Source organism: Streptomyces sp. NPDC019890, assembly GCF_044903445.1.
Lineage (GTDB): Bacteria > Actinomycetota > Actinomycetes > Streptomycetales > Streptomycetaceae > Streptomyces.
On sequence record NZ_JBJDQK010000005.1, the window covers coordinates 214780 to 234190 of the forward strand.

16 protein-coding genes and 1 tRNA gene are annotated in these 19411 nt (G+C 67.9%); 12 read left to right on the forward strand and 5 right to left on the reverse strand.

The annotated features are described in order from the left end of the window. Nucleotides 1–85: 85 nt before the first annotated feature. The 5 genes from ACI2LP_RS15995 to rpmH are packed head-to-tail and all read right to left on the reverse strand — an operon-like array spanning nt 86 to nt 2765. Nucleotides 86–598, reverse strand: coding sequence for a R3H domain-containing nucleic acid-binding protein (locus tag ACI2LP_RS15995; protein WP_360867122.1), 513 nt, complete (start codon nt 596–598; stop codon nt 86–88). A gap of 17 nt (nt 599–615) precedes the next feature. Next, complete coding sequence (gene yidC / locus ACI2LP_RS16000; protein ID WP_404725123.1) at nt 616–1878, reverse strand: membrane protein insertase YidC; 1263 nt, start codon at nt 1876–1878, stop codon at nt 616–618. A 3-nt stretch (nt 1879–1881) separates the two neighbouring features. Continuing rightward, complete coding sequence (yidD, locus tag ACI2LP_RS16005; protein WP_404725124.1) at nt 1882–2241, reverse strand: membrane protein insertion efficiency factor YidD; 360 nt, start codon at nt 2239–2241, stop codon at nt 1882–1884. Beyond that, nucleotides 2238–2609, reverse strand: a complete 372-nt coding sequence (rnpA, locus tag ACI2LP_RS16010) for a ribonuclease P protein component (protein WP_360867113.1) — start codon at nt 2607–2609, stop codon at nt 2238–2240. Before rnpA ends, yidD begins: the two co-directional genes overlap by 4 nt. Before the next feature lie 18 nt (nt 2610–2627). Next, nucleotides 2628–2765: a 50S ribosomal protein L34 gene (rpmH, locus tag ACI2LP_RS16015; RefSeq protein WP_006381191.1), complete on the reverse strand. Its 138-nt coding sequence runs from the start codon at nt 2763–2765 to the stop codon at nt 2628–2630. Nucleotides 2766–3125: 360 nt separating this feature from the next. On the opposite strand from rpmH, the gene dnaA reads away from it, so the two are divergent. The 12 genes from dnaA to ACI2LP_RS16075 all read left to right on the forward strand — a co-directional run bounded on the left by dnaA (nt 3126) and on the right by ACI2LP_RS16075 (nt 19408). Next, nucleotides 3126–4907 (forward strand): chromosomal replication initiator protein DnaA, encoded by a 1782-nt coding sequence (gene dnaA / locus ACI2LP_RS16020; RefSeq protein ID WP_404725125.1) that lies wholly within the window; start codon nt 3126–3128, stop codon nt 4905–4907. Between the two features lie 851 nt (nt 4908–5758). Further along, nucleotides 5759–6889: a DNA polymerase III subunit beta gene (dnaN, locus tag ACI2LP_RS16025; protein ID WP_404725126.1), complete on the forward strand. Its 1131-nt coding sequence runs from the start codon at nt 5759–5761 to the stop codon at nt 6887–6889. 185 nt (nt 6890–7074) lie between these two features. Beyond that, nucleotides 7075–7953, forward strand: coding sequence for a phosphogluconate dehydrogenase (NAD(+)-dependent, decarboxylating) (gene gnd, locus ACI2LP_RS16030; RefSeq protein WP_404725127.1), 879 nt, complete (start codon nt 7075–7077; stop codon nt 7951–7953). Nucleotides 7954–7983: 30 nt separating this feature from the next. Then, complete coding sequence (gene recF / locus ACI2LP_RS16035; RefSeq protein ID WP_404725128.1) at nt 7984–9111, forward strand: DNA replication/repair protein RecF; 1128 nt, start codon at nt 7984–7986, stop codon at nt 9109–9111. Further along, nucleotides 9108–9668 carry a DUF721 domain-containing protein gene (locus ACI2LP_RS16040; protein WP_404725129.1) on the forward strand — a complete coding sequence of 187 codons (561 nt, stop codon included), beginning with the start codon at nt 9108–9110 and terminating at the stop codon, nt 9666–9668. Before recF ends, ACI2LP_RS16040 begins: the two co-directional genes overlap by 4 nt. Nucleotides 9669–10011: 343 nt before the next feature. Continuing rightward, complete coding sequence (gene gyrB, locus ACI2LP_RS16045) at nt 10012–12078, forward strand: DNA topoisomerase (ATP-hydrolyzing) subunit B (protein ID WP_404725130.1); 2067 nt, start codon at nt 10012–10014, stop codon at nt 12076–12078. Between the two features lie 41 nt (nt 12079–12119). Continuing rightward, nucleotides 12120–14729, forward strand: coding sequence for a DNA gyrase subunit A (gene gyrA, locus ACI2LP_RS16050; RefSeq protein ID WP_404725131.1), 2610 nt, complete (start codon nt 12120–12122; stop codon nt 14727–14729). Nucleotides 14730–14825: 96 nt separating this feature from the next. After that, nucleotides 14826–15377 (forward strand): DUF3566 domain-containing protein, encoded by a 552-nt coding sequence (locus tag ACI2LP_RS16055; protein ID WP_404725132.1) that lies wholly within the window; start codon nt 14826–14828, stop codon nt 15375–15377. A gap of 69 nt (nt 15378–15446) precedes the next feature. Continuing rightward, nucleotides 15447–15520 (forward strand) — tRNA-Ile (locus ACI2LP_RS16060). A gap of 168 nt (nt 15521–15688) precedes the next feature. After that, nucleotides 15689–15823, forward strand: coding sequence for a DLW-39 family protein (locus ACI2LP_RS16065; protein ID WP_003958712.1), 135 nt, complete (start codon nt 15689–15691; stop codon nt 15821–15823). A 178-nt stretch (nt 15824–16001) separates the two neighbouring features. Next, nucleotides 16002–17951, forward strand: a complete 1950-nt coding sequence (locus tag ACI2LP_RS16070; protein ID WP_404725133.1) for a VWA domain-containing protein — start codon at nt 16002–16004, stop codon at nt 17949–17951. Continuing rightward, nucleotides 17948–19408, forward strand: a complete 1461-nt coding sequence (locus tag ACI2LP_RS16075) for a hypothetical protein (RefSeq protein WP_404725134.1) — start codon at nt 17948–17950, stop codon at nt 19406–19408. The genes ACI2LP_RS16070 and ACI2LP_RS16075 overlap by 4 nt, the downstream gene beginning before the upstream one ends. Nucleotides 19409–19411 lie beyond the last annotated feature (3 nt).

The window sequence follows — 19411 nt, forward strand, 5'->3', positions numbered from 1 at the left end:
GCAATGTGGACTGTGGTGGCTGACTATCAGGCTGACAAAGATCGGCCCCGCCTGCGAACAGACGGGGCCGAGGAAACGATGAGGGTCAGGCAGGGAGTACGACGACGAAGCGCTGCGGCTCCTCGCCCTCGGACTCACTGCGCAGACCCGCGGCCGCAACCGCGTCGTGCACGACCTTGCGCTCGAAGGGCGTCATCGGGTTCAGCTTCACCGGCTCACCGGTGCTCTTCACCTCGTCGGCGGCCTTGGCACCGAGCTCGGCAAGCTCTGTGCGCTTCTTGGCCCGGAAACCCGCAATATCGAGCATCAGCCGGCTGCGATCCCCGGTCTCCCGGTGCACAGCGAGCCGCGTCAGCTCCTGGAGAGCCTCCAGGACCTCGCCGTCACGACCGACAAGCTTCTGCAGATCCCGGCTGCCCGCTTCACTGATGATCGAGACCGCGGCTCGGTCGGCCTCGACGTCCATGTCGATGTCGCCGTCGAGATCGGCGATGTCGAGCAGACCCTCGAGGTAGTCGGCCGCGATCTCCCCTTCCTGCTCAAGGCGGGTCAGGGTGTCGCCACCCTCGGCGGCGGCGGAGATGGTGCCTTCCGTCACGGATGGACTCCTTCTTATTACTTCTTGGACGACGGGTGCTTGGGGCGCTGCTGGCCCTTGCGCTGACCGGACTTGGGCTGCTGGCGCGCGGAGCCCGAGGCGGGCTTCCCCGCCGGCTTCGGGTGCGCGTCCTGAGGCGCGTCCTTCTGCAGCGAAGGCTTGGCGTCAGCGTCTTCAGGGCTCTTGTCCGTGCCCTGCTGGGCACTGGCGGACTGACGTTGCGCCTTGGACTGCCGCTTGGGCTGCTGCCGCCTCTGCGCCGCTCCGCCCTCGGCCTCGGCGACAGCGGTGTCGCTCTTGGACACCGTGCCGTCCGCCTGAGCAGCGAGGCCCGCCTTGGCCAGGCCGGTGATGAAGCGACGCTCGTTCTCGTTGCGGTCCGAGCCCTTGGCCACGATCGCCTGGATGACGTTGCGCTTGCGGCGCGACTTGACCTCGTTCTGGGTGGTGATGCTCTTCAGGAGCCGCTGCAGGTAGTGGTCCTGGGCCTTGCTGCCCGGCGTCGGGTTCTGGTTGATCACGTACATCTGCTGGCCCATGGTCCACACGTTGGTGGTCAGCCAGTAGACGAGGACACCGACGGGGAAGTTGATGCCCATCACGGCGAAGATGACCGGGAAGATGTACATCAGCATCTTCTGCTGCTGCATGTACGGCGTTTTGACCGTCAGGTCGACGTTCTTCTGCATCAGCTGGCGCTGCGTGTAGAACTGCGACGCCGACATCATCACGATCATGATCGCGGTGACAATGCGCACATCCGTCAGCGTGGCGCCGAGAGCAGCGACCTTCTCCGGGCTGTCCGTGAACTTCGAGGCGAGCGGGGCACCGAAGATGTGCGCCTGACGCGCGCTGTCCAGCAGCGATTCATTGATGACGCCGATGGTCTTGCCCGAGGCGATGCTGGAGAGCACGTGGTACAGGGCGAAGAAGAACGGCGACTGCGCGAGGATCGGAAGGCACGAGGAGAGCGGATTGGTGCCCGTCTCCTTGTACAGCTTCATCATCTCTTCGGACTGACGCTGCTTGTCGCTCTTGTAGCGCTCCTGGATCGCCTTCATCTTCGGCTGGAGCGCCTGCATGTTCCGGGTCGACTTGATCTGCTTCACAAAGAGCGGGATCAGACAGATCCGAATGAGGATCACCAGCGACACGATGGACAGTCCCCAGGCCCAGCCCGTGTTGGGGCCGAAGATCGCCCCATAGAGCGTGTGGAACTGGACGATGACCCACGAAACAGGTGTGGTGATAAAGCTGAAGAGACTGGCAATCGTGTCCACTAATCAGGCTCCTTGAGCATTGGGCGAGGTCTCTGCTGCCGGACTCGGGGGTTCGGGGGTCGATCCCCGGGGCTGCACATCGGCGGCGGAGTGCCCGCCCTTGCTGCCACGCAAGGCGTCGCGCAGCATTTCGTGCCACCGCGGTCGCTTCCGCGGCGGCACATGGTCCACACCACCCGGCGACCACGGGTTGCACCGCAGGATGCGCCAGGCGGTCAGTGCTGTGCCCTTGATCGCGCCGTGCCGGTCGATGGCCGTGTATCCGTAGTGCGAGCAGGACGGGTAGTACCTGCAGACAGGCCCCAGCAGTGGGCTGATCGTCCACTGGTACAGCTTGATCAGAGCCAGCAGCGGGTACTTCATCGAGCGCCCCCTCCCAGCAGCCGCTGGAGAGCGGCATCCAGGTCTCGGGCCAGCTGTGCATGGTCGGCGTCGCCCGCACCGGGCAGCGCCCGTACGACCACCAGGCTACCGGGGGGCAGCTCGGCGAGTCGGTCGCGCATGAGGTGGCGCAGTCTCCGCTTGACCTTGTTGCGGACGACTGCCCCACCCACGGCCTTGCTTACAACGAAACCCGCACACGTCGGGGGAGCGCTCTCCCCAGGCGCGTGCGGGTCCGTTGCACCGCTGCGTAGATGGACGACGAGGAGCGGGCGGCCGGCCCGGCGTCCTCGGCGTACCGCGGTCGCGAAGTCCTCGCGCCGCCTCAGCCGATTCTCGGTAGGCAGCACGTCATGACCTGTACGCGATCAGGCGGACAGGCTGGCGCGACCCTTGCCACGGCGGTTCGCGAGAATCGCGCGGCCGGCACGGGTGCGCATCCGCAGGCGGAAGCCGTGGGTCTTGGCGCGACGACGGTTGTTCGGCTGGAAGGTGCGCTTGCTCACTCGGGGGCTCCAGAAATGATTGTGTGGTGGCGGGACATCGCCTGGCTGTCACCGTGCGCCCACGAGTAGCTCGCGTTTACGCCCGAGTGCACCGCTTCACGATCACAGACCGTGATCTTTGCCCATCGGAGGCAGGCGGCAGCAGCCATCGACAACTCGACCTGGTTACGGTACGCGCGGCTACGCCATCCGGTCAAACCAGGGCCAGGGCGTGGTCCACTGTGCACAGGCTGTGGACAACAACTTGAACCGCGCGGGTCGCCCTGACTACCGTGGCTGAACTTGAATTCCTTTCCTGCCTGTCTTCCCATCCCGTCCCGAGAACCACACATTCGTGGGACCTGCGAGAGAGCGTGCCTTGTGGCTGATGTACCTGCCGATCTTGCCGCAGTGTGGCCACGAGTGCTGGAACAGCTCCTTGCAGAGGGCCAGCAGGGCATCGAGCCGAAGGACAAGCAGTGGATCGAGCGCTGCCAGCCTCTGGCACTGGTGGCCGACACCGCGCTTCTCGCCGTACCCAATGAATGGGGCAAGCGTGTCCTCGAGGGCCGGCTCGCCCCGCTGATCAGCGAGACCCTCAGCCGTGAGTGCGGCCGCCCGATCCGGATCGCGATCACGGTGGACGACTCCGCAGGCGAGCCTCCGCCTTCGCAGCAGGCGCCTCCCGCCCAGCAGCAGGCCCCCCGTTATCAGGGGCCGCAGCACGACGAGCGGCAGAACGACCCCTACGACAGTTACGGGCGCCGGCCCCCCGCCGACGACGGACTGCCGGATGTGCGCCCCGCCTATCCCGAGTATCAGCAGCAGCGCCCGGAACCCGGCGCGTGGCCGCGTACTCAGGAGGACCTCTCCTGGCAGCAGCCCCGGCTCGGCGGCTTCCAGGACCGGGACCCGTCCGCCGACCAATGGCGAGAGCCCTACGCCACCGCCCGGCCGCGCCCTCCCCAGCACGACTACCGGCAGCCGCAGCCGCCCGAGCGGGCACAGTACGAGCAGCGGCGCCCGGAACGCCACGAACTTCCCGACCAGTCCCCGCACCGCGGCACCGGCCCTGGAGCGACCGGACCGCTCGGCGCACAGCCCTCACCGGCGCCCGGCCCCGGTGAGCCGCATGCCCGCCTCAACCCGAAGTACCTCTTCGACACCTTCGTCATCGGTGCGTCCAACCGGTTCGCGCATGCGGCTGCGGTCGCGGTCGCCGAGGCACCGGCGAAGGCGTACAACCCCCTGTTCATCTATGGGGAGTCGGGGCTCGGCAAGACGCACCTGCTGCATGCCATCGGGCACTACGCGCGCAGTCTCTACCCCGGCACGCGGGTGCGGTATGTGAGCTCGGAGGAGTTCACCAACGAGTTCATCAACTCGATCCGCGACGGCAAGGGCGACACGTTCCGCAAGCGCTACCGCGATGTGGACATCCTGCTGGTCGACGACATCCAGTTCCTGGCGAGCAAAGAGTCGACGCAGGAGGAGTTCTTCCACACCTTCAATACGCTCCACAACGCCAACAAGCAGATCGTGCTCTCCTCGGACCGGCCGCCCAAGCAGCTGATGACGCTGGAGGACCGCCTGCGCAACCGCTTCGAGTGGGGGCTGACCACCGACGTACAGCCGCCGGAGCTGGAGACGCGCATCGCGATCCTCCGTAAGAAGGCGGTGCAGGAGCAGCTCAACGCTCCGCCGGAGGTGCTGGAGTTCATCGCCTCCCGGATTTCTCGCAACATCCGCGAGCTGGAGGGCGCGCTGATCCGGGTGACAGCGTTCGCGTCGCTCAACCGGCAGCCGGTGGACCTCGGGCTCACCGAGATCGTGCTCAAGGACCTGATCCCGGGCGGGGAGGATGCGGCTCCCGAGATCACCGCGAGCGCAATCATGGCCTCGACCGCCGACTACTTCGGTCTGACGGTGGAGGATCTCTGCGGATCCTCGCGCAGCCGGGTGCTGGTGACGGCCCGCCAGATCGCGATGTATCTCTGCCGCGAGCTCACCGATCTGTCGCTGCCGAAGATCGGCGCACAGTTCGGCGGCCGCGACCACACGACCGTGATGCACGCGGACCGCAAGATCCGCGCGCTGATGGCGGAGCGGCGCTCCATCTACAACCAGGTCACCGAGCTCACCAACCGCATCAAGAACGGCTGACGCGAGCGACTGAAGCGGCCGACGCGGCCGACCAAGAGACCGTCGAGGGCGCCCCGGGACTCAAGTCCCTGGGCGCCCTTCGTCGTCCCCAGCCTGTCCCGCTGATGTCCGCTGTTCGAATCCGCGGCGACGGGAAGGTGTTCTCCACAGATCTGAGGAAGGTCTTCCATCCACAGCCTGGGGACTGGGAAGTTGTCCAGATTGCATCCACAAGGGCGGTTGCTGAAACTTCATCACGCCAGGTCAGCCGGTTGTGGATTTGTGGCCAACCGTGCTCCACAGTCTGTGGACACCGAAACCGTCCACAGGGCGTGTTCAAGGTTGTCCACCGGTGGCCCACAGGCAGTGCCGCGTTGCCCACAGCTTCTCCACACCCCTGTCCACTGTTCGGCAACGAAACACCCGGGCTCACCGCGTCGAGTGAAAGGCGTCACACCAACGTGGTCGGTTGGGCTGTGGGGAACGTGGGTAAAGCTGGGGACAGCACTGGGGAGAAGTCCCCCGGGTCTGTGCATCGGATGTGCAGAACTTTCCGGCATCCACAGAAACACCGGGTTGTCCACCGGCTCCACCCACAGGTCCAGTGGACAAAAAAATGGGTCTGACCTGCGCAAACGGGGTTATCCACGGTTTCCACAGGCCCTACTACTACTCCCACTTAGAGTTACCGGGAAATTCGCTTCGAAGAAGGCCCTGTGCACAACTCGAGCCGGGAGCGCCCGACACCTCTTGCCACGACTTGACCCCGACCCGCACCGACTGTCGGTGCCGTGCGTCAGACTGGTCCCCGGCGACACAGCCGACGACGAAGGCCAGCAAGGGCGAGCCAGCAACAGCAGGAGGCGGTTCCGGTGAAGATCCGGGTGGAGCGCGATGTACTCGCGGAGGCGGTGGCCTGGGTGGCCCGCAGCCTTCCGGCCCGTCCGCCGGCGCCCGTACTTGCGGGCCTTCTGCTGAAGGCGGAGGACGGCGCTGTCAGCTTCTCGAGCTTCGACTACGAGGTCTCGGCGCGAGTCTCCGTGGAGGCGGAGGTGGACGAGGACGGCACCGTGCTCGTCTCCGGCCGGCTCCTCGCCGACATCTGCCGCGCCCTGCCCAACCGTCCGGTGGAGATTTCCACAGACGGTGTACGGGCGACCGTGGTCTGCGGCTCCTCGCGATTCACACTCCACACCCTGCCTGTGGAGGAGTACCCGGCCCTGCCGCAGATGCCGACCGCGACCGGCACCGTGCCCGGTGAGGTCTTCGCCTCCGCCGCCGCCCAGGTGGCCATCGCCGCGGGCCGCGACGACACGCTGCCCGTGCTCACCGGCGTACGCATCGAGATCGAGGGCGACACCGTCACGCTGGCCTCCACCGACCGCTACCGCTTCGCGGTCCGCGAGTTCCTGTGGAAGCCGGAGAACCCGGAGGCGTCCGCCGTCGCGCTGGTGCCCGCCAAGACGCTGCTGGACACCGCCAAGGCACTCACCAGCGGTGACACGGTCACGCTGGCGCTTTCCGGCTCCGGTGCGGGCGAGGGGCTCATCGGTTTCGAAGGCGCCGGGCGGCGGACCACGACCCGGCTGCTCGAGGGCGATCTGCCGAAGTACCGGACGCTGTTCCCCACCGAGTTCAACTCCATCGCGGTCATTGAGACCGCGCCCTTCGTCGAAGCCGTCAAGCGTGTGGCGCTGGTCGCCGAGCGGAACACCCCGGTGCGGCTCAGCTTCGAGCAGGGCGTGCTGATCCTGGAGGCCGGTTCCAGCGACGATGCACAGGCTGTGGAGCGTGTGGACGCCCAGCTGGAGGGTGACGACATCTCCATCGCCTTCAACCCGACCTTCCTGCTGGACGGTCTGAGCGCGATCGACTCGCCGGTGGCCCAGCTCTCCTTCACCACCTCGACGAAGCCCGCGCTGCTGAGTGGGAAGCCGGCGGTGGATGCCGAGGCGGACGAGGCGTACAAGTACCTGATCATGCCCGTACGCCTCTCGGGCTGACGCACACAAGCGCGTTGGGCTCGGCCGCTCGGTCGGCGGTCCGGGATTGTCCCCCGCGACAAGGCGGTGCGCCTGAGCGGATGAGCCCCGGCGACTGAGCGCCTGACCCCACAGGTGTGCACCCGCGTCCGGGCGTAGGCTCGGTCGCGGGTACGAAACTGCACACAACGCTTAAGGAATCTCTGATGGAGCTCGGTCTCGTCGGTCTCGGCAAGATGGGCGGCAACATGCGTGAGCGCATCCGCCGCGCAGGCCACACCGTCATCGGATATGACCGCAACCCGGACCTCGCCGATGTCCACAGCCTTGAGGAGCTTGTGGGCAAGCTCAAGGGCCCGCGCGTGGTGTGGGTGATGGTTCCGGCGGGTGCCGCGACCCAGTCCACCATCGACGAGCTGGCCGCGCTGCTGGAGCCCGGCGACGTGGTGGTCGACGGCGGCAACTCCCGCTGGACGGACGACGAGAAGCATGCGGTCGAGCTGGGCATCAAGGGAATCGGCTTTGTCGACTGCGGTGTCTCCGGCGGTGTGTGGGGCCTGGAGAACGGCTATGCGCTGATGTACGGGGGGCACAAGGACCATGTCGAGCGCGTGCAGCCGGTCTTCGACGCGCTCAAGCCCGAGGGCGACTTCGGCTCGGTCCACGCGGGCAAGGTCGGCGCCGGGCACTTCGCGAAGATGGTCCACAACGGCATCGAGTACGCGATGATGCAGGCCTACGCCGAGGGCTGGGAGCTGCTGGAGAAGGTCGACTCGGTCACCGACGTACGCGAGGTCTTCCGCTCCTGGCAGGAGGGCACGGTCATCCGTTCCTGGCTGCTCGACCTCGCGGTCAACGCGCTGGACGAGGACGAGCACCTGGACAAGCTGCGGGGTTATGCACAGGACTCCGGCGAGGGCCGCTGGACTGTGGAAGCGGCGATCAACCACGCGGTGCCGCTGCCCGCGATCACCGCGGCGCTGTTCGCTCGGTTCGCGTCCCGCCAGGACGACTCCCCCCAGATGAAGATGATCGCCGCTCTGCGCAACCAGTTCGGCGGTCACGCGGTCGAGAACAAGAAGTAGCCCTGAGCCGGGGGAGGTCGGCGTACATCCATGCACGTCACGCATTTGTCGCTGGCCGACTTCCGCTCGTACGCCCGGGTCGAGGTCCCGCTCGACCCGGGCGTCACCGCGTTCGTGGGGGCGAACGGGCAGGGGAAGACCAATCTCGTCGAAGCCGTCGGCTATCTGGCGACACTGGCCAGCCACCGGGTCTCGTCCGATGCGCCGCTGGTGCGGATGGGGGCGGACCGGGCGGTGATCCGGGCTGCCGTCACGCAGGGCGAGCGCTCCCAGCTGGTCGAGCTCGAGCTCAATCCCGGTAGGGCCAACCGGGCCCGTATCAACAGGTCCTCGCAGGTCAGACCACGTGACGTGCTGGGGATAGTACGGACGGTGCTGTTTGCGCCGGAGGATCTGGCGCTGGTGAAGGGCGATCCGGGCGAGCGGCGGCGCTTCCTGGACGAGCTGATCACGGCGCGCTCGCCGCGGATGGCGGGAGTGCGGTCCGACTATGAGCGGGTGCTCAGGCAGCGCAACACCCTGCTGAAGTCCGCTGCCATGGCGCGGCGGCACGGTGGGCGTGGCATGGACCTGTCGACGCTGGAGGTCTGGGACCAGCATCTCGCGCGGGCTGGCGCGGAGCTGCTGGCGCAGCGGATCGATCTGATCACGGCGCTGGAGCCGCTGGCGGAGAAGTCGTACGAGGCGCTCGCTCCCGGGGGCGGGCCCGTTGCGCTGGAGTACCGTTCCTCCGCCGGTGGCGAGGGCGGGGTTCACGGGCGGGATGCGCTCTACGAGCAGTTGGTCGGCGCGCTGGCCGAAGTGCGCAAGCAGGAGATCGAGCGTGGCGTGACGCTGGTCGGGCCGCACCGGGACGATCTTGTGCTCAAGCTGGGGCAGCTGCCGGCGAAGGGGTACGCGAGCCACGGCGAGGCCTGGTCGTATGCGCTGGCGCTGCGGCTGGCCTCGTACGACCTGCTCCGGGCGGAGGGCAATGAGCCCGTCCTGGTGCTCGACGATGTCTTCGCGGAGCTGGACGCGCGACGTCGGGAGCGGTTGGCGGAGCTGGTCGCTCCGGGTGAGCAGGTGCTGGTGACGGCGGCGGTCGACGACGATGTGCCGCGGGTGCTGGCGGGGGCGCGGTATGTGGTGGCGGACGGGGCGGTGGAGCGGGTATGAGCGAGGTGCCGGAGCCCGTGGAGCCTCAGGCGCTGTCGCCGAAGGCGCCCGAGTCGTCGGGGGTCGACTTGGCGCGGGTCGCGCTGCGCGCTGCGAAGGAGCAGGCGAAGGCGCGGGGCGCGGCGGCGCAGCAGAAGAAGCAGGCCAGGCGGGGCGGCGGGCTGCGGTCGGGTGCGCGGGCGGACGGCCGCGATCCGCTGCCGCTGGGTGCGGCGATCAACCGGCTGATCACCGAGCGGGGCTGGGAGACGCCGGCCGCGGTGGGCGGGGTGATGGGGCGCTGGCCGCAGATCGTGGGCGAGGACCTGGCGAACCACTGTGTGCCGCTGAGGTACGACGAGGATCCTGACGAGCGCGTGCTGACGGTGCAGTGCGACTCGACTGCGTGGGCGACGCAGCTGAGGCTGCTGGCGCCGCGGTTGGTGGCGCGGCTGAACGAGGATCTGGGGCATGGGACGGTACGGCTGATCAAGGTGCTGGGGCCGGGCGGGCCGCAGAGGACGTACGGGCGGCTGAGGGCGCCGGGGAGTGTGGGACCGGGCGACACGTACGGCTGAGGCCGGGGAGTCTCCCCCGCCCCTTCCCGAAACCGCGTCGCCGCGCCCATGCCCCGCCCCACCCGCCCCTCACACCCCGATCGCACCCTCCGACCCATGTGACGTGTCCCTCACCGTAGCCAGTGGTTGACAGGCCGAAGCGCTCAATGCCCGTGTGAGCCTCCTGAAGCCCCTTCCCGGATATGGGGAGTCGGACCGTTACGGTTCAGGGCGGCACATGCGGACTCAGCTACCGGCAAACCCCCATTCGGGTCGGCGGTACCGGTAGACTGATAGACAATCCCGCCCACTCGCGGAACATGTCGAACGACGCAGCCGCTCCCGCCTGCCCGGAGAACGGCTTGTGCTGTGCCAGAAAGGGCGCTTCGTGGCCGATTCCGGCAACCCCAACGAGAACATTCCGTCCACTCCTGCCGGTGGGAACGGCGAGGTAACCGCCTCGTACGACGCCAGCGCGATCACAGTCCTCGAGGGTCTGGATGCGGTCCGCAAGCGCCCCGGCATGTACATCGGCTCGACCGGTGAGCGTGGACTTCATCACTTGGTGTACGAGGTCGTCGACAACTCTGTCGACGAGGCCCTCGCAGGCCACGCCGATCGGATCGATGTCACGATCCTCGCCGACGGTGGCGTACGCGTGGTCGACAACGGCCGTGGCATCCCGGTGGACATCGTGCCCTCCGAGAACAAGCCGGCCGTCGAGGTCGTACTCACCGTGCTGCACGCGGGCGGCAAGTTCGGCGGCGGCGGCTACGCCGTCTCCGGCGGTCTGCACGGCGTCGGTGTCTCCGTCGTCAACGCCCTGTCGTCCAGGGTCTCCGTCGAGGTCAAGCGGGACGGCTACCGCTGGACGCAGGACTACAAGCTCGGCGTCCCCACCGCCCCCCTCGCGCGGAACGAGGCCACCGACGAGACCGGCACCACGGTCACGTTCTGGGCCGACGCCGACATCTTCGAGACGACCGAGTACTCCTTCGAGACGCTCTCGCGCCGCTTCCAGGAGATGGCCTTCCTCAACAAGGGCCTGACCCTGACGCTGACCGACGAACGCGAGTCGGCCAAGGCCACCGCGGGCGCGGACGCCCCCGAGGAGCCGGACGAGGAGCCGCCCGCCAGGACGGTCACGTACTACTACGAGGGCGGCATCGTCGACTTCGTGAAGTACCTGAACTCCCGCAAGGGCGATCTGATCCACCCGACTGTCATCGACATCGAGGCGGAGGACAAGGAGCGGATGCTCTCTGTCGAGATCGCCATGCAGTGGAACTCCCAGTACACCGAGGGTGTGTACTCCTTCGCGAACACGATCCACACCCATGAGGGCGGTACGCACGAAGAGGGCTTCCGGGCCGCGCTCACGGGCCTGGTCAACCGTTACGCGCGCGACAAGAAGCTGCTGCGCGAGAAGGACGACAACCTCTCCGGCGAGGACATCCGCGAGGGTCTGACCGCGATCATCTCGGTCAAGCTGGGCGAGCCGCAGTTCGAGGGCCAGACCAAGACCAAGCTGGGCAACACGGAGGCGAAGACCTTCGTCCAGAAGGTCGTGCACGAGCACCTCACCGACTGGTTCGACCGCAATCCCAACGAGGCCGCGGACATCATCCGCAAGGCCATCCAGGCGCAGACGGCGCGTGTCGCGGCCCGTAAGGCGCGTGACCTGACCCGTCGCAAGGGCCTGCTGGAGTCGGCGTCGCTGCCGGGCAAGCTGAGCGACTGCCAGTCGAACGACCCGACGAAGTGCGAGATCTTCATCGTCGAGGGTGACTCCGCCGGCGGCTCGGCGAAGTCCGGCCGTAACCCGATGTACCAGGCGATCCTGCCCATCCGAGGCAAGATCCTGAACGTCGAGAAGGCCCGGATCGACAAGATCCTCCAGAACACCGAGGTCCAGGCCCTGATCTCGGCCTTCGGTACCGGAGTCCACGAGGACTTCGACATCGAGAAGCTCCGCTATCACAAGATCATTCTGATGGCGGACGCCGACGTCGACGGCCAGCACATCAACACCCTGCTGCTGACCTTCCTGTTCCGCTTCATGCGGCCGCTGGTCGAGGCCGGGCACGTGTATCTCTCGCGCCCGCCGCTCTACAAGATCAAGTGGGGCCGGGACGACTTCGAGTACGCGTACTCGGACCGTGAGCGCGACGCGCTCGTCGAGCTGGGCAAGCAGAACGGCAAGCGGATCAAGGAAGACTCGATCCAGCGCTTCAAGGGTCTCGGCGAGATGAACGCCGAGGAGCTGCGCATCACCACGATGGACGTGGACCACCGCGTGCTCGGCCAGGTCACGCTGGACGACGCGGCGCAGGCCGACGACCTGTTCTCGGTGCTGATGGGCGAGGACGTCGAGGCGCGGCGCTCGTTCATCCAGCGCAATGCCAAGGACGTCCGCTTCCTCGACATCTGAGTCGGTCTCAGCTGACCGCTTCGAAAGGATCTTGACCAGCAATGGCCGACGAGAACACTCCCGCCATCACCGAAGAAGAAGAGCAGGGGCTGCGGATCGAGCCCGTCGGGCTCGAGACGGAGATGCAGCGCTCGTATCTCGACTACGCGATGTCCGTCATCGTCTCGCGTGCGCTGCCCGACGTACGGGACGGTCTCAAGCCCGTCCACCGTCGTGTGCTCTACGCGATGTACGACGGCGGATACCGGCCCGAGAAGGGCTTCTACAAGTGCGCCCGCGTCGTCGGCGACGTCATGGGTACGTACCACCCGCACGGCGACTCCTCGATCTACGACGCGCTCGTACGTCTCGCCCAGCCGTGGTCGATGCGGATGCCGCTGGTGGACTCCAACGGCAACTTCGGCTCTCCCGGCAACGACCCGGCCGCCGCCATGCGGTACACCGAGTGCAAGCTGATGCCGCAGTCGATGGAGATGCTCCGGGACATCGACGAGGAGACCGTCGACTTCCAGGACAACTACGACGGCCGCAATCAGGAGCCGACGGTTCTGCCGGCCCGGTTCCCGAACCTGCTGGTCAACGGTTCGGCCGGTATCGCGGTCGGCATGGCCACCAACATTCCGCCGCACAATCTGCGTGAGGTCGCGGCGGGCGCCCAGTGGGCGCTGGAGAACCCTGACGCCACCCACGAGGAGCTGCTCGACGCACTCATCGAGCGAATCAAGGGCCCGGACTTCCCGTCCGGCGCGCTGGTCGTGGGCCGCAAGGGCATCGAAGAGGCGTACCGCACCGGTCGCGGCTCCATCACGATGCGCGCGGTCGTCGAGGTCGAGGAGATCCAGAACCGCCAGTGCCTGGTGGTCACGGAGCTTCCGTACCAGACCAACCCGGACAATCTCGCGCAGAAGATCGCCGACCTGGTGAAGGACGGCAAGATCGGCGGCATCGCGGACGTCCGCGACGAGACCTCCTCCCGCACCGGCCAGCGCCTGGTCATCGTGCTCAAGCGGGACGCCGTCGCCAAGGTCGTGCTGAACAACCTCTACAAGCACACCGACCTGCAGACGAACTTCGGCGCGAACATGCTGGCGCTGGTCGACGGCGTGCCGCGCACGCTCTCGCTGGACGCGTTCATCCGCCACTGGGTGCACCACCAGATCGAGGTCATCGTCCGGCGTACGAAGTTCCGTCTGCGCAAGGCGGAGGAGCGGGCGCACATCCTGCGCGGTCTGCTCAAGGCGCTGGACGCGATCGACGAGGTCATCGCGCTGATCCGGCGCAGTGACACGGTCGAGACCGCGCGCGAGGGCCTGATGGGCCTGCTGCAGATCGACGAGATCCAGGCCAACGCCATTCTCGAGATGCAGCTGCGCCGACTGGCCGCCCTGGAGCGCCAGAAGATCGTCGCCGAGCACGACGAGCTGCAGGCCAAGATCAACGAGTACAACGCGATCCTGGCCTCGCCGGAGAAGCAGCGCCAGATCGTCAGCCAGGAACTGGCCGTCATCGTCGAGAAGTTCGGCGACGACCGGCGCTCCAAGCTGGTGCCCTTCGACGGTGACATGTCCATCGAGGACCTGATCGCCGAGGAGGACATCGTCGTCACCATCACGCGTGGCGGCTATGTGAAGCGTACGAAGACGGACGACTACCGCTCGCAGAAGCGCGGCGGCAAGGGCGTACGCGGCACGAAGCTGAAGGAAGACGACATCGTCGACCACTTCTTCGTCTCCACGACGCACCACTGGCTGCTGTTCTTCACCAACAAGGGCCGGGTCTACCGCGCCAAGGCGTACGAGCTGCCGGACGCCGGCCGCGATGCGCGCGGTCAGCACGTCGCCAACCTGCTCGCCTTCCAGCCGGACGAGCAGATCGCCGAGATCCTGGCGATCCGCGACTACGACGCCGCGCCCTATCTGGTGCTCGCCACCAAGGGCGGTCTGGTGAAGAAGACGCCGCTGAAGGACTACGACTCGCCGCGATCGGGTGGTGTCATCGCGATCAACCTCCGTGAGACGGAGGACGGCAGCGACGACGAGCTGATCGGCGCGGAGCTGGTGTCGGCCGAGGACGATCTGCTGCTCATCAGCAAGAAGGCGCAGTCGATCCGGTTCACGGCGACGGACGATGCGCTGCGCCCGATGGGACGCGCGACGTCCGGGGTCAAGGGCATGAGTTTCCGTGAGGGAGACGAGCTCCTCTCGATGAATGTTGTGCGGCCGGGTACGTTCGTGTTCACTGCCACCGATGGCGGGTACGCGAAGCGGACCGCCGTTGACGAGTACCGCGTTCAGGGGCGTGGTGGCCTCGGAATCAAGGCCGCCAAGATCGTCGAGGACCGCGGTTCGCTGGTCGGCGCGCTGGTGGTCGAGGAGACGGATGAGATCCTCGCCATCACGCTGGGCGGCGGTGTGATTCGTACGCGAGTCAACGAAGTCAGGGAGACGGGCCGTGACACCATGGGCGTCCAACTGATCAACCTGGGCAAGCGCGATGCCGTGGTCGGTATCGCTCGTAACGCCGAGGCCGGTCGTGAGGCGGAAGAGGTCGAAGGGGCCCTAGAGGTCGAAGGGACCGTAGAGGCCGACGGTGAGGCGGCCGAGGTGGCAGTCGAGGGCACGCAGCCCTCGGCCGGGGAGCACGAGGAGTAAAGCGTGAGTGGAGCCACGGGCGCCGGATCGGCCGCTGCTGGAGCTGCTGGAGCGAACGGTGCCCGTGGCTCCGCCACGGACTCCCAGGGGGTTACGGTGACGGACACCCGGGGGGCAAACCCCCCTTACGAGACGTACGGCGGCGAGCAGCCGCCCCAGCAGCCTGCGCAGCCGTACCACCCGCCACAGGCGTATCCCTCGCCGCCGGGCGGTGGCGGCGCGCCGCAGGCGGGGGGCGCCGTGCGCCTGCCGCGCACTGGGGCGCGCACGACGCCGCGTACCCGCAAGGCGCGGCTGCGGGTGGCCAAGGCCGACCCGTGGTCGGTGATGAAGGTCAGCTTCCTGCTCTCCATCGCGCTGGGCATCTGCACGGTGATCGCGGCCGCGGTGCTGTGGATGGTCATGGACGCGATGGGCGTCTTCTCGACGGTCGGCGGGACGATCAGTGAGGCCACCGGCTCCAACGAGAGCAATGGCTTCGACCTTCAGTCGTTCCTGTCGCTGCCGCGGGTGCTCATCTTCACCTCGGTGATCGCGGTGATCGATGTGGTGCTGGCGACGGCGCTGGCGACGCTGGGGGCCTTCATCTACAACCTGTCGGCCGGTTTCGTGGGCGGTGTCGAGCTCACGCTCGCCGAGGACGAGTGAGGCATGACAACCGATTTTGGGACTGGCCCCGACGTGCGCTAATCTTCATGAGTCAGCGCGCAGCGCGGCGGGGCTATAGCTCAGTTGGTTAGAGCGCATCCCTGATAAGGATGAGGCCACAGGTTCAAATCCTGTTAGCCCCACAGTCGTGATTCGGCCCGTATGGAGATTCTCCGTACGGGCCGATCGCTTTGTCCGGAGCAGTAGTTGAGGCGTGCACGGTTGGTACGCAGGTCACCGATCGGTATCGGTCGGTGTGTATAGTCGGGCGCCAGAAGTCCTCATACGTCAAGGAAAGACGAGGTCGCGCGGTGAAGAAGCTTCTCCTGGTCGCACTGGCCGCCATCGGCGGGCTCCTCGTGTACCGCCAGATCCAGGCGGATCGCGCCGAGCAGGATCTGTGGACGGAGGCGACCGACTCCGTGCCCGCAGGTTCGGGTGTGTGAGACGCAGCATTCTTGGATCACCAAGCCCCGGTCGCTGAAGCGGCCGGGGCTTCGTGCTGCCCGCGCCCGGTCGCTGCGGGGTGGCGTTGCGGGACCGTGACAATCTTGCTCTTGAGTTCACCGAAGCAAATCACTAGCTTGCAAGAGCAAATGCGGGGGACTCGGGAGGGGAACACGAGTGACGGCACGACTGGGCCACCGCGCGCCGGTGGCGACGATCGGAGCGGCGCTGCTGGCCCTTGCGGCCGGCCCGCTGCCGGTCGCGAGAGCAGCCGCACCGGCCGCGGAAGCCGGGCAGGCAGGCAAAGCGGGTCAGGCGGCGGAAGCCGGGCAGGCGGCGCGGGCCGAGGTGCCCGACGGGAAGAGCGGGCTGGTCATGGTGCTCGACTCCTCCGGCTCCATGGCCGACGACGACGGCACCGGGCAGACGCGGATGGCATCCGCCCGTGCGGCCGTCGGAACGGTCGTCGACGCCCTTCCGGACGGCTTTCCCACCGGCCTGCGGGTCTACGGCGCGGACCAGCCCAAGGGCTGCACCGACACCCGACTGGCCCGACCGGTCGGGCCACTGGACCGCGCGGGCATGACGCAGGCCGTGGCAGCCGTGCAGCCCAAGGGCGACACCCCCATCGGGCTCTCGCTGCAGAAGGCCGCCAACGACCTCCCGGCGCCCGCGGAGGGCTCCATCGGGACCCGTACGATCCTGCTGATCTCCGACGGCGAGGACAACTGCGGCTCCCCGCAGCCCTGCGAGGTCGCCCAGCAGCTCTCCAAGGGCGGGATCGGGCTGCGCATCGACACCGTCGGCTTCCAGGTGCGGGGCGCGGCACGAGCGCAGCTCGAGTGCATCGCGAAGGCGGGCAACGGCCGCTACTACGACGCACCCGACGCCAAGGCGCTCGCCCGCCAGCTGCAGCGCTCCGCACAGCTGTCCGCCGACGGATACCGCTTCCGCGGCAAGCAGGTCGAGGGCGCGCTGCAGCGGGACGCGGCACCGGCTCTCCTACCGGGGCAGTATCTAGACACCATCGGCCCGGGCGAGCGGCGGTACTACGCGGTCGACCTCGATGCCGAAAGCACTGTTCAGTTCTCGGCGACGGCGGTGCCCCAGCCCGGCGCGGCGGTGGACACCTTGGACGCACTGCGCACCAGGATCGCGTACGGCACTGACAGTTCCTGCGGGACGAGCACCGAGCACTTCTTCCAGAAGGAGGGGGCCACCCCGCTGACTTCGGCGGTGGCCCGGATTCCCAGCGAGAAGGGCACGAGCTCCTGCGACAAGGCGGGCCGCTACTGGCTCGTCGTCGAGCGGGAGAGCAAGAAAGGCTCGGACGCCGCGCGCTGGCCGCTGGAGCTGACGTACGGGTCCGAGAAGCCGCTGCCCAAGGGTGTGACGCCGGCCCAGTCGCAGCCTGAGTACGGGGACGGCGGCAAGGCCGCCCAGCTGCCGACCGGGGACCCTCGCGATGTGGCGGGCGGCACCGGCTTCAACGACGCCAGGGAGATCGGGCAAGGCGTGTGGCGGGACAAGGTGCTGCCGTCGCAGACGCTCTGGTACCGGGTCCCGGTCGGCTGGGGTCAGCAGCTGCGCTACGACGTGGAGTTCGCCAACGAGCCCACTGTGGACGGCGCCTCCTCGGTCTGGTCCTACGGAGCCACACAGGTCTTCACGCCGGGCAGGGCGCCGGTCGGCGGCGGCACCGGGGAGTTCAGTCCGCAGTCCGTCTACAACGGCCGGCCGATGGCACTGAAGATGGGCACCGTGCCGGTCGCCTGGACCAACCGCCACGAGTCCCACCCCAATGTCGTCCCCGTGCACACCAAGGGCGGTTTCTACATCGCCGTCACGCTCGGCGCCAAGGCCGCTGAAATCGCCGAGAACCCCCAGATCGGCGTCCTGTTGCGGGTGGCGGTGCTGGGTGACGAACTGTCCGGTCCGCAGCATGACGCGCCCCCGCTCGCGAAGAAGGGGGACAAGCAGGGTGATTCGGCTGCCCGCGAAGACAGCACAGCGGCTGCCGGGGCAGGATGGTCCGGCACCGCGACCGCCGCGGCGGCAGGCGGCGCAGTCGTCCTGATCGCGGGCCTGGTGCTCGTACTGGTACGGCGGACAAGGAGAAGCGCGTGAAGAGGCAGCGCGGCAGCGGCCGGGTGACGCTGGCGGCCCTGGCGGCGATGTGCGCGGTGGCGGCGCTGCCCGGGCAGGCCTGGGCAGCCGGCGAGCCCAATCCGTACGCCTTCGACAGCGAGGCCAAGACGGTCAAGGGCTCGGCGGTGAACAGCGACGGGCCGCCCCTGACGGCCGGATCGACCTACCGGGACACCATCAAGCCGGGCCAGAAGCGCTATTACCGCGTCGACCTGGATGACAAGACCAATGCGTACATCTCGGCGGTGGCTGTCCCCAAGCTGGCGACCAAGGTCGCGTACGCGGACAAGCTCGCGGTGAGCATCGAGGACCGATCGGGCATCAAGTGCGGTGACGACGACGCCCAGTTCGGCTCGGCCACATACGCCAGGCCGGTGGCCGCGTATGCCGACCGGACCATCGACAAGGACAGCAGCAGCTGCCAGGAGGCAGGCGCGTACTACGTACTCCTGGAGCGGTCCGGCGAGGACACCTCGACGCCCGAGCCGTGGGACGTGGAGATCCGTTTCGCCTCCGAGCCGGGGCTGAAGTCGGCCGGACCGACCGCGCCGCCCGAGAACTGGCCGTCCGCATCCCCCGCCGCGCCCGGCGGCGGGCCGCAGAAGCGGCACGGCGGCACGAGCTTCACGGACGCCACCGGCCTGAAGGAAGGCGAGTGGCAGGACCAGATCACCCCTGGCCAGACCCTCTTCTACCGGGTTCCGGTGAACTGGGGACAGCAGATCTTCGCCAGCGCCGACCTCGGCAGCAGCGCGGCCCCCGACAGCGCGCAGAGCGTCGGCAACGCACTCGTCATGGCCCTGCACAACCCGGCACGCGGGATGGTGGAGGACGCATGGAGCATGTACTACGACGGCAAGCAGAAGACGCTGGCGCTCGATCCGCTGCCGCCGGTGGCGTACGAGAACAGGCACGACTCCGACAGCTCCAACAGCGCCATGCGGTTCGCCGGCTGGTACTACCTCTCGGTCACGCTCAGCCCTGAGATCGGCGAGCAGTACGGCAAGAAGGCGATCCCGCTGACGCTGCGGGTGAACGTCGAGGGCGAGGCGCAGAGCGCTCCGGCATACGCGGGGCCCGCGGGGGACTTCGAGGTCACCCAGGACGACCAGGAGGCCGCGGACAGCGGGAAGAGCGCGCCTCAGGAGGCGAAGAGCGACACGATGAAGCTGGTCGCGGCGGCCGGGATCGGTGCGGGGGCCGTGCTGGTGGTGGGGCTCGGCGTGTGGACGCTGATGGCCCGGCGGCGGACGGGCCCGGGTGCGGTGCCCGAGGCGGCGCGGGGGCCGGCCGCTCCATTCCCGCCGCAGGCGCAGGGCCAGGTCCACGGGCACGTTCCGGGGCAGGCACAGGGCCAGGTCCACGGGCACGTTCCGGCTCAAGGGCACGTCCCGGGACAGGCGCCGGGGCAGTACGGGCCGCCGCCCTCCTGGTAGTTG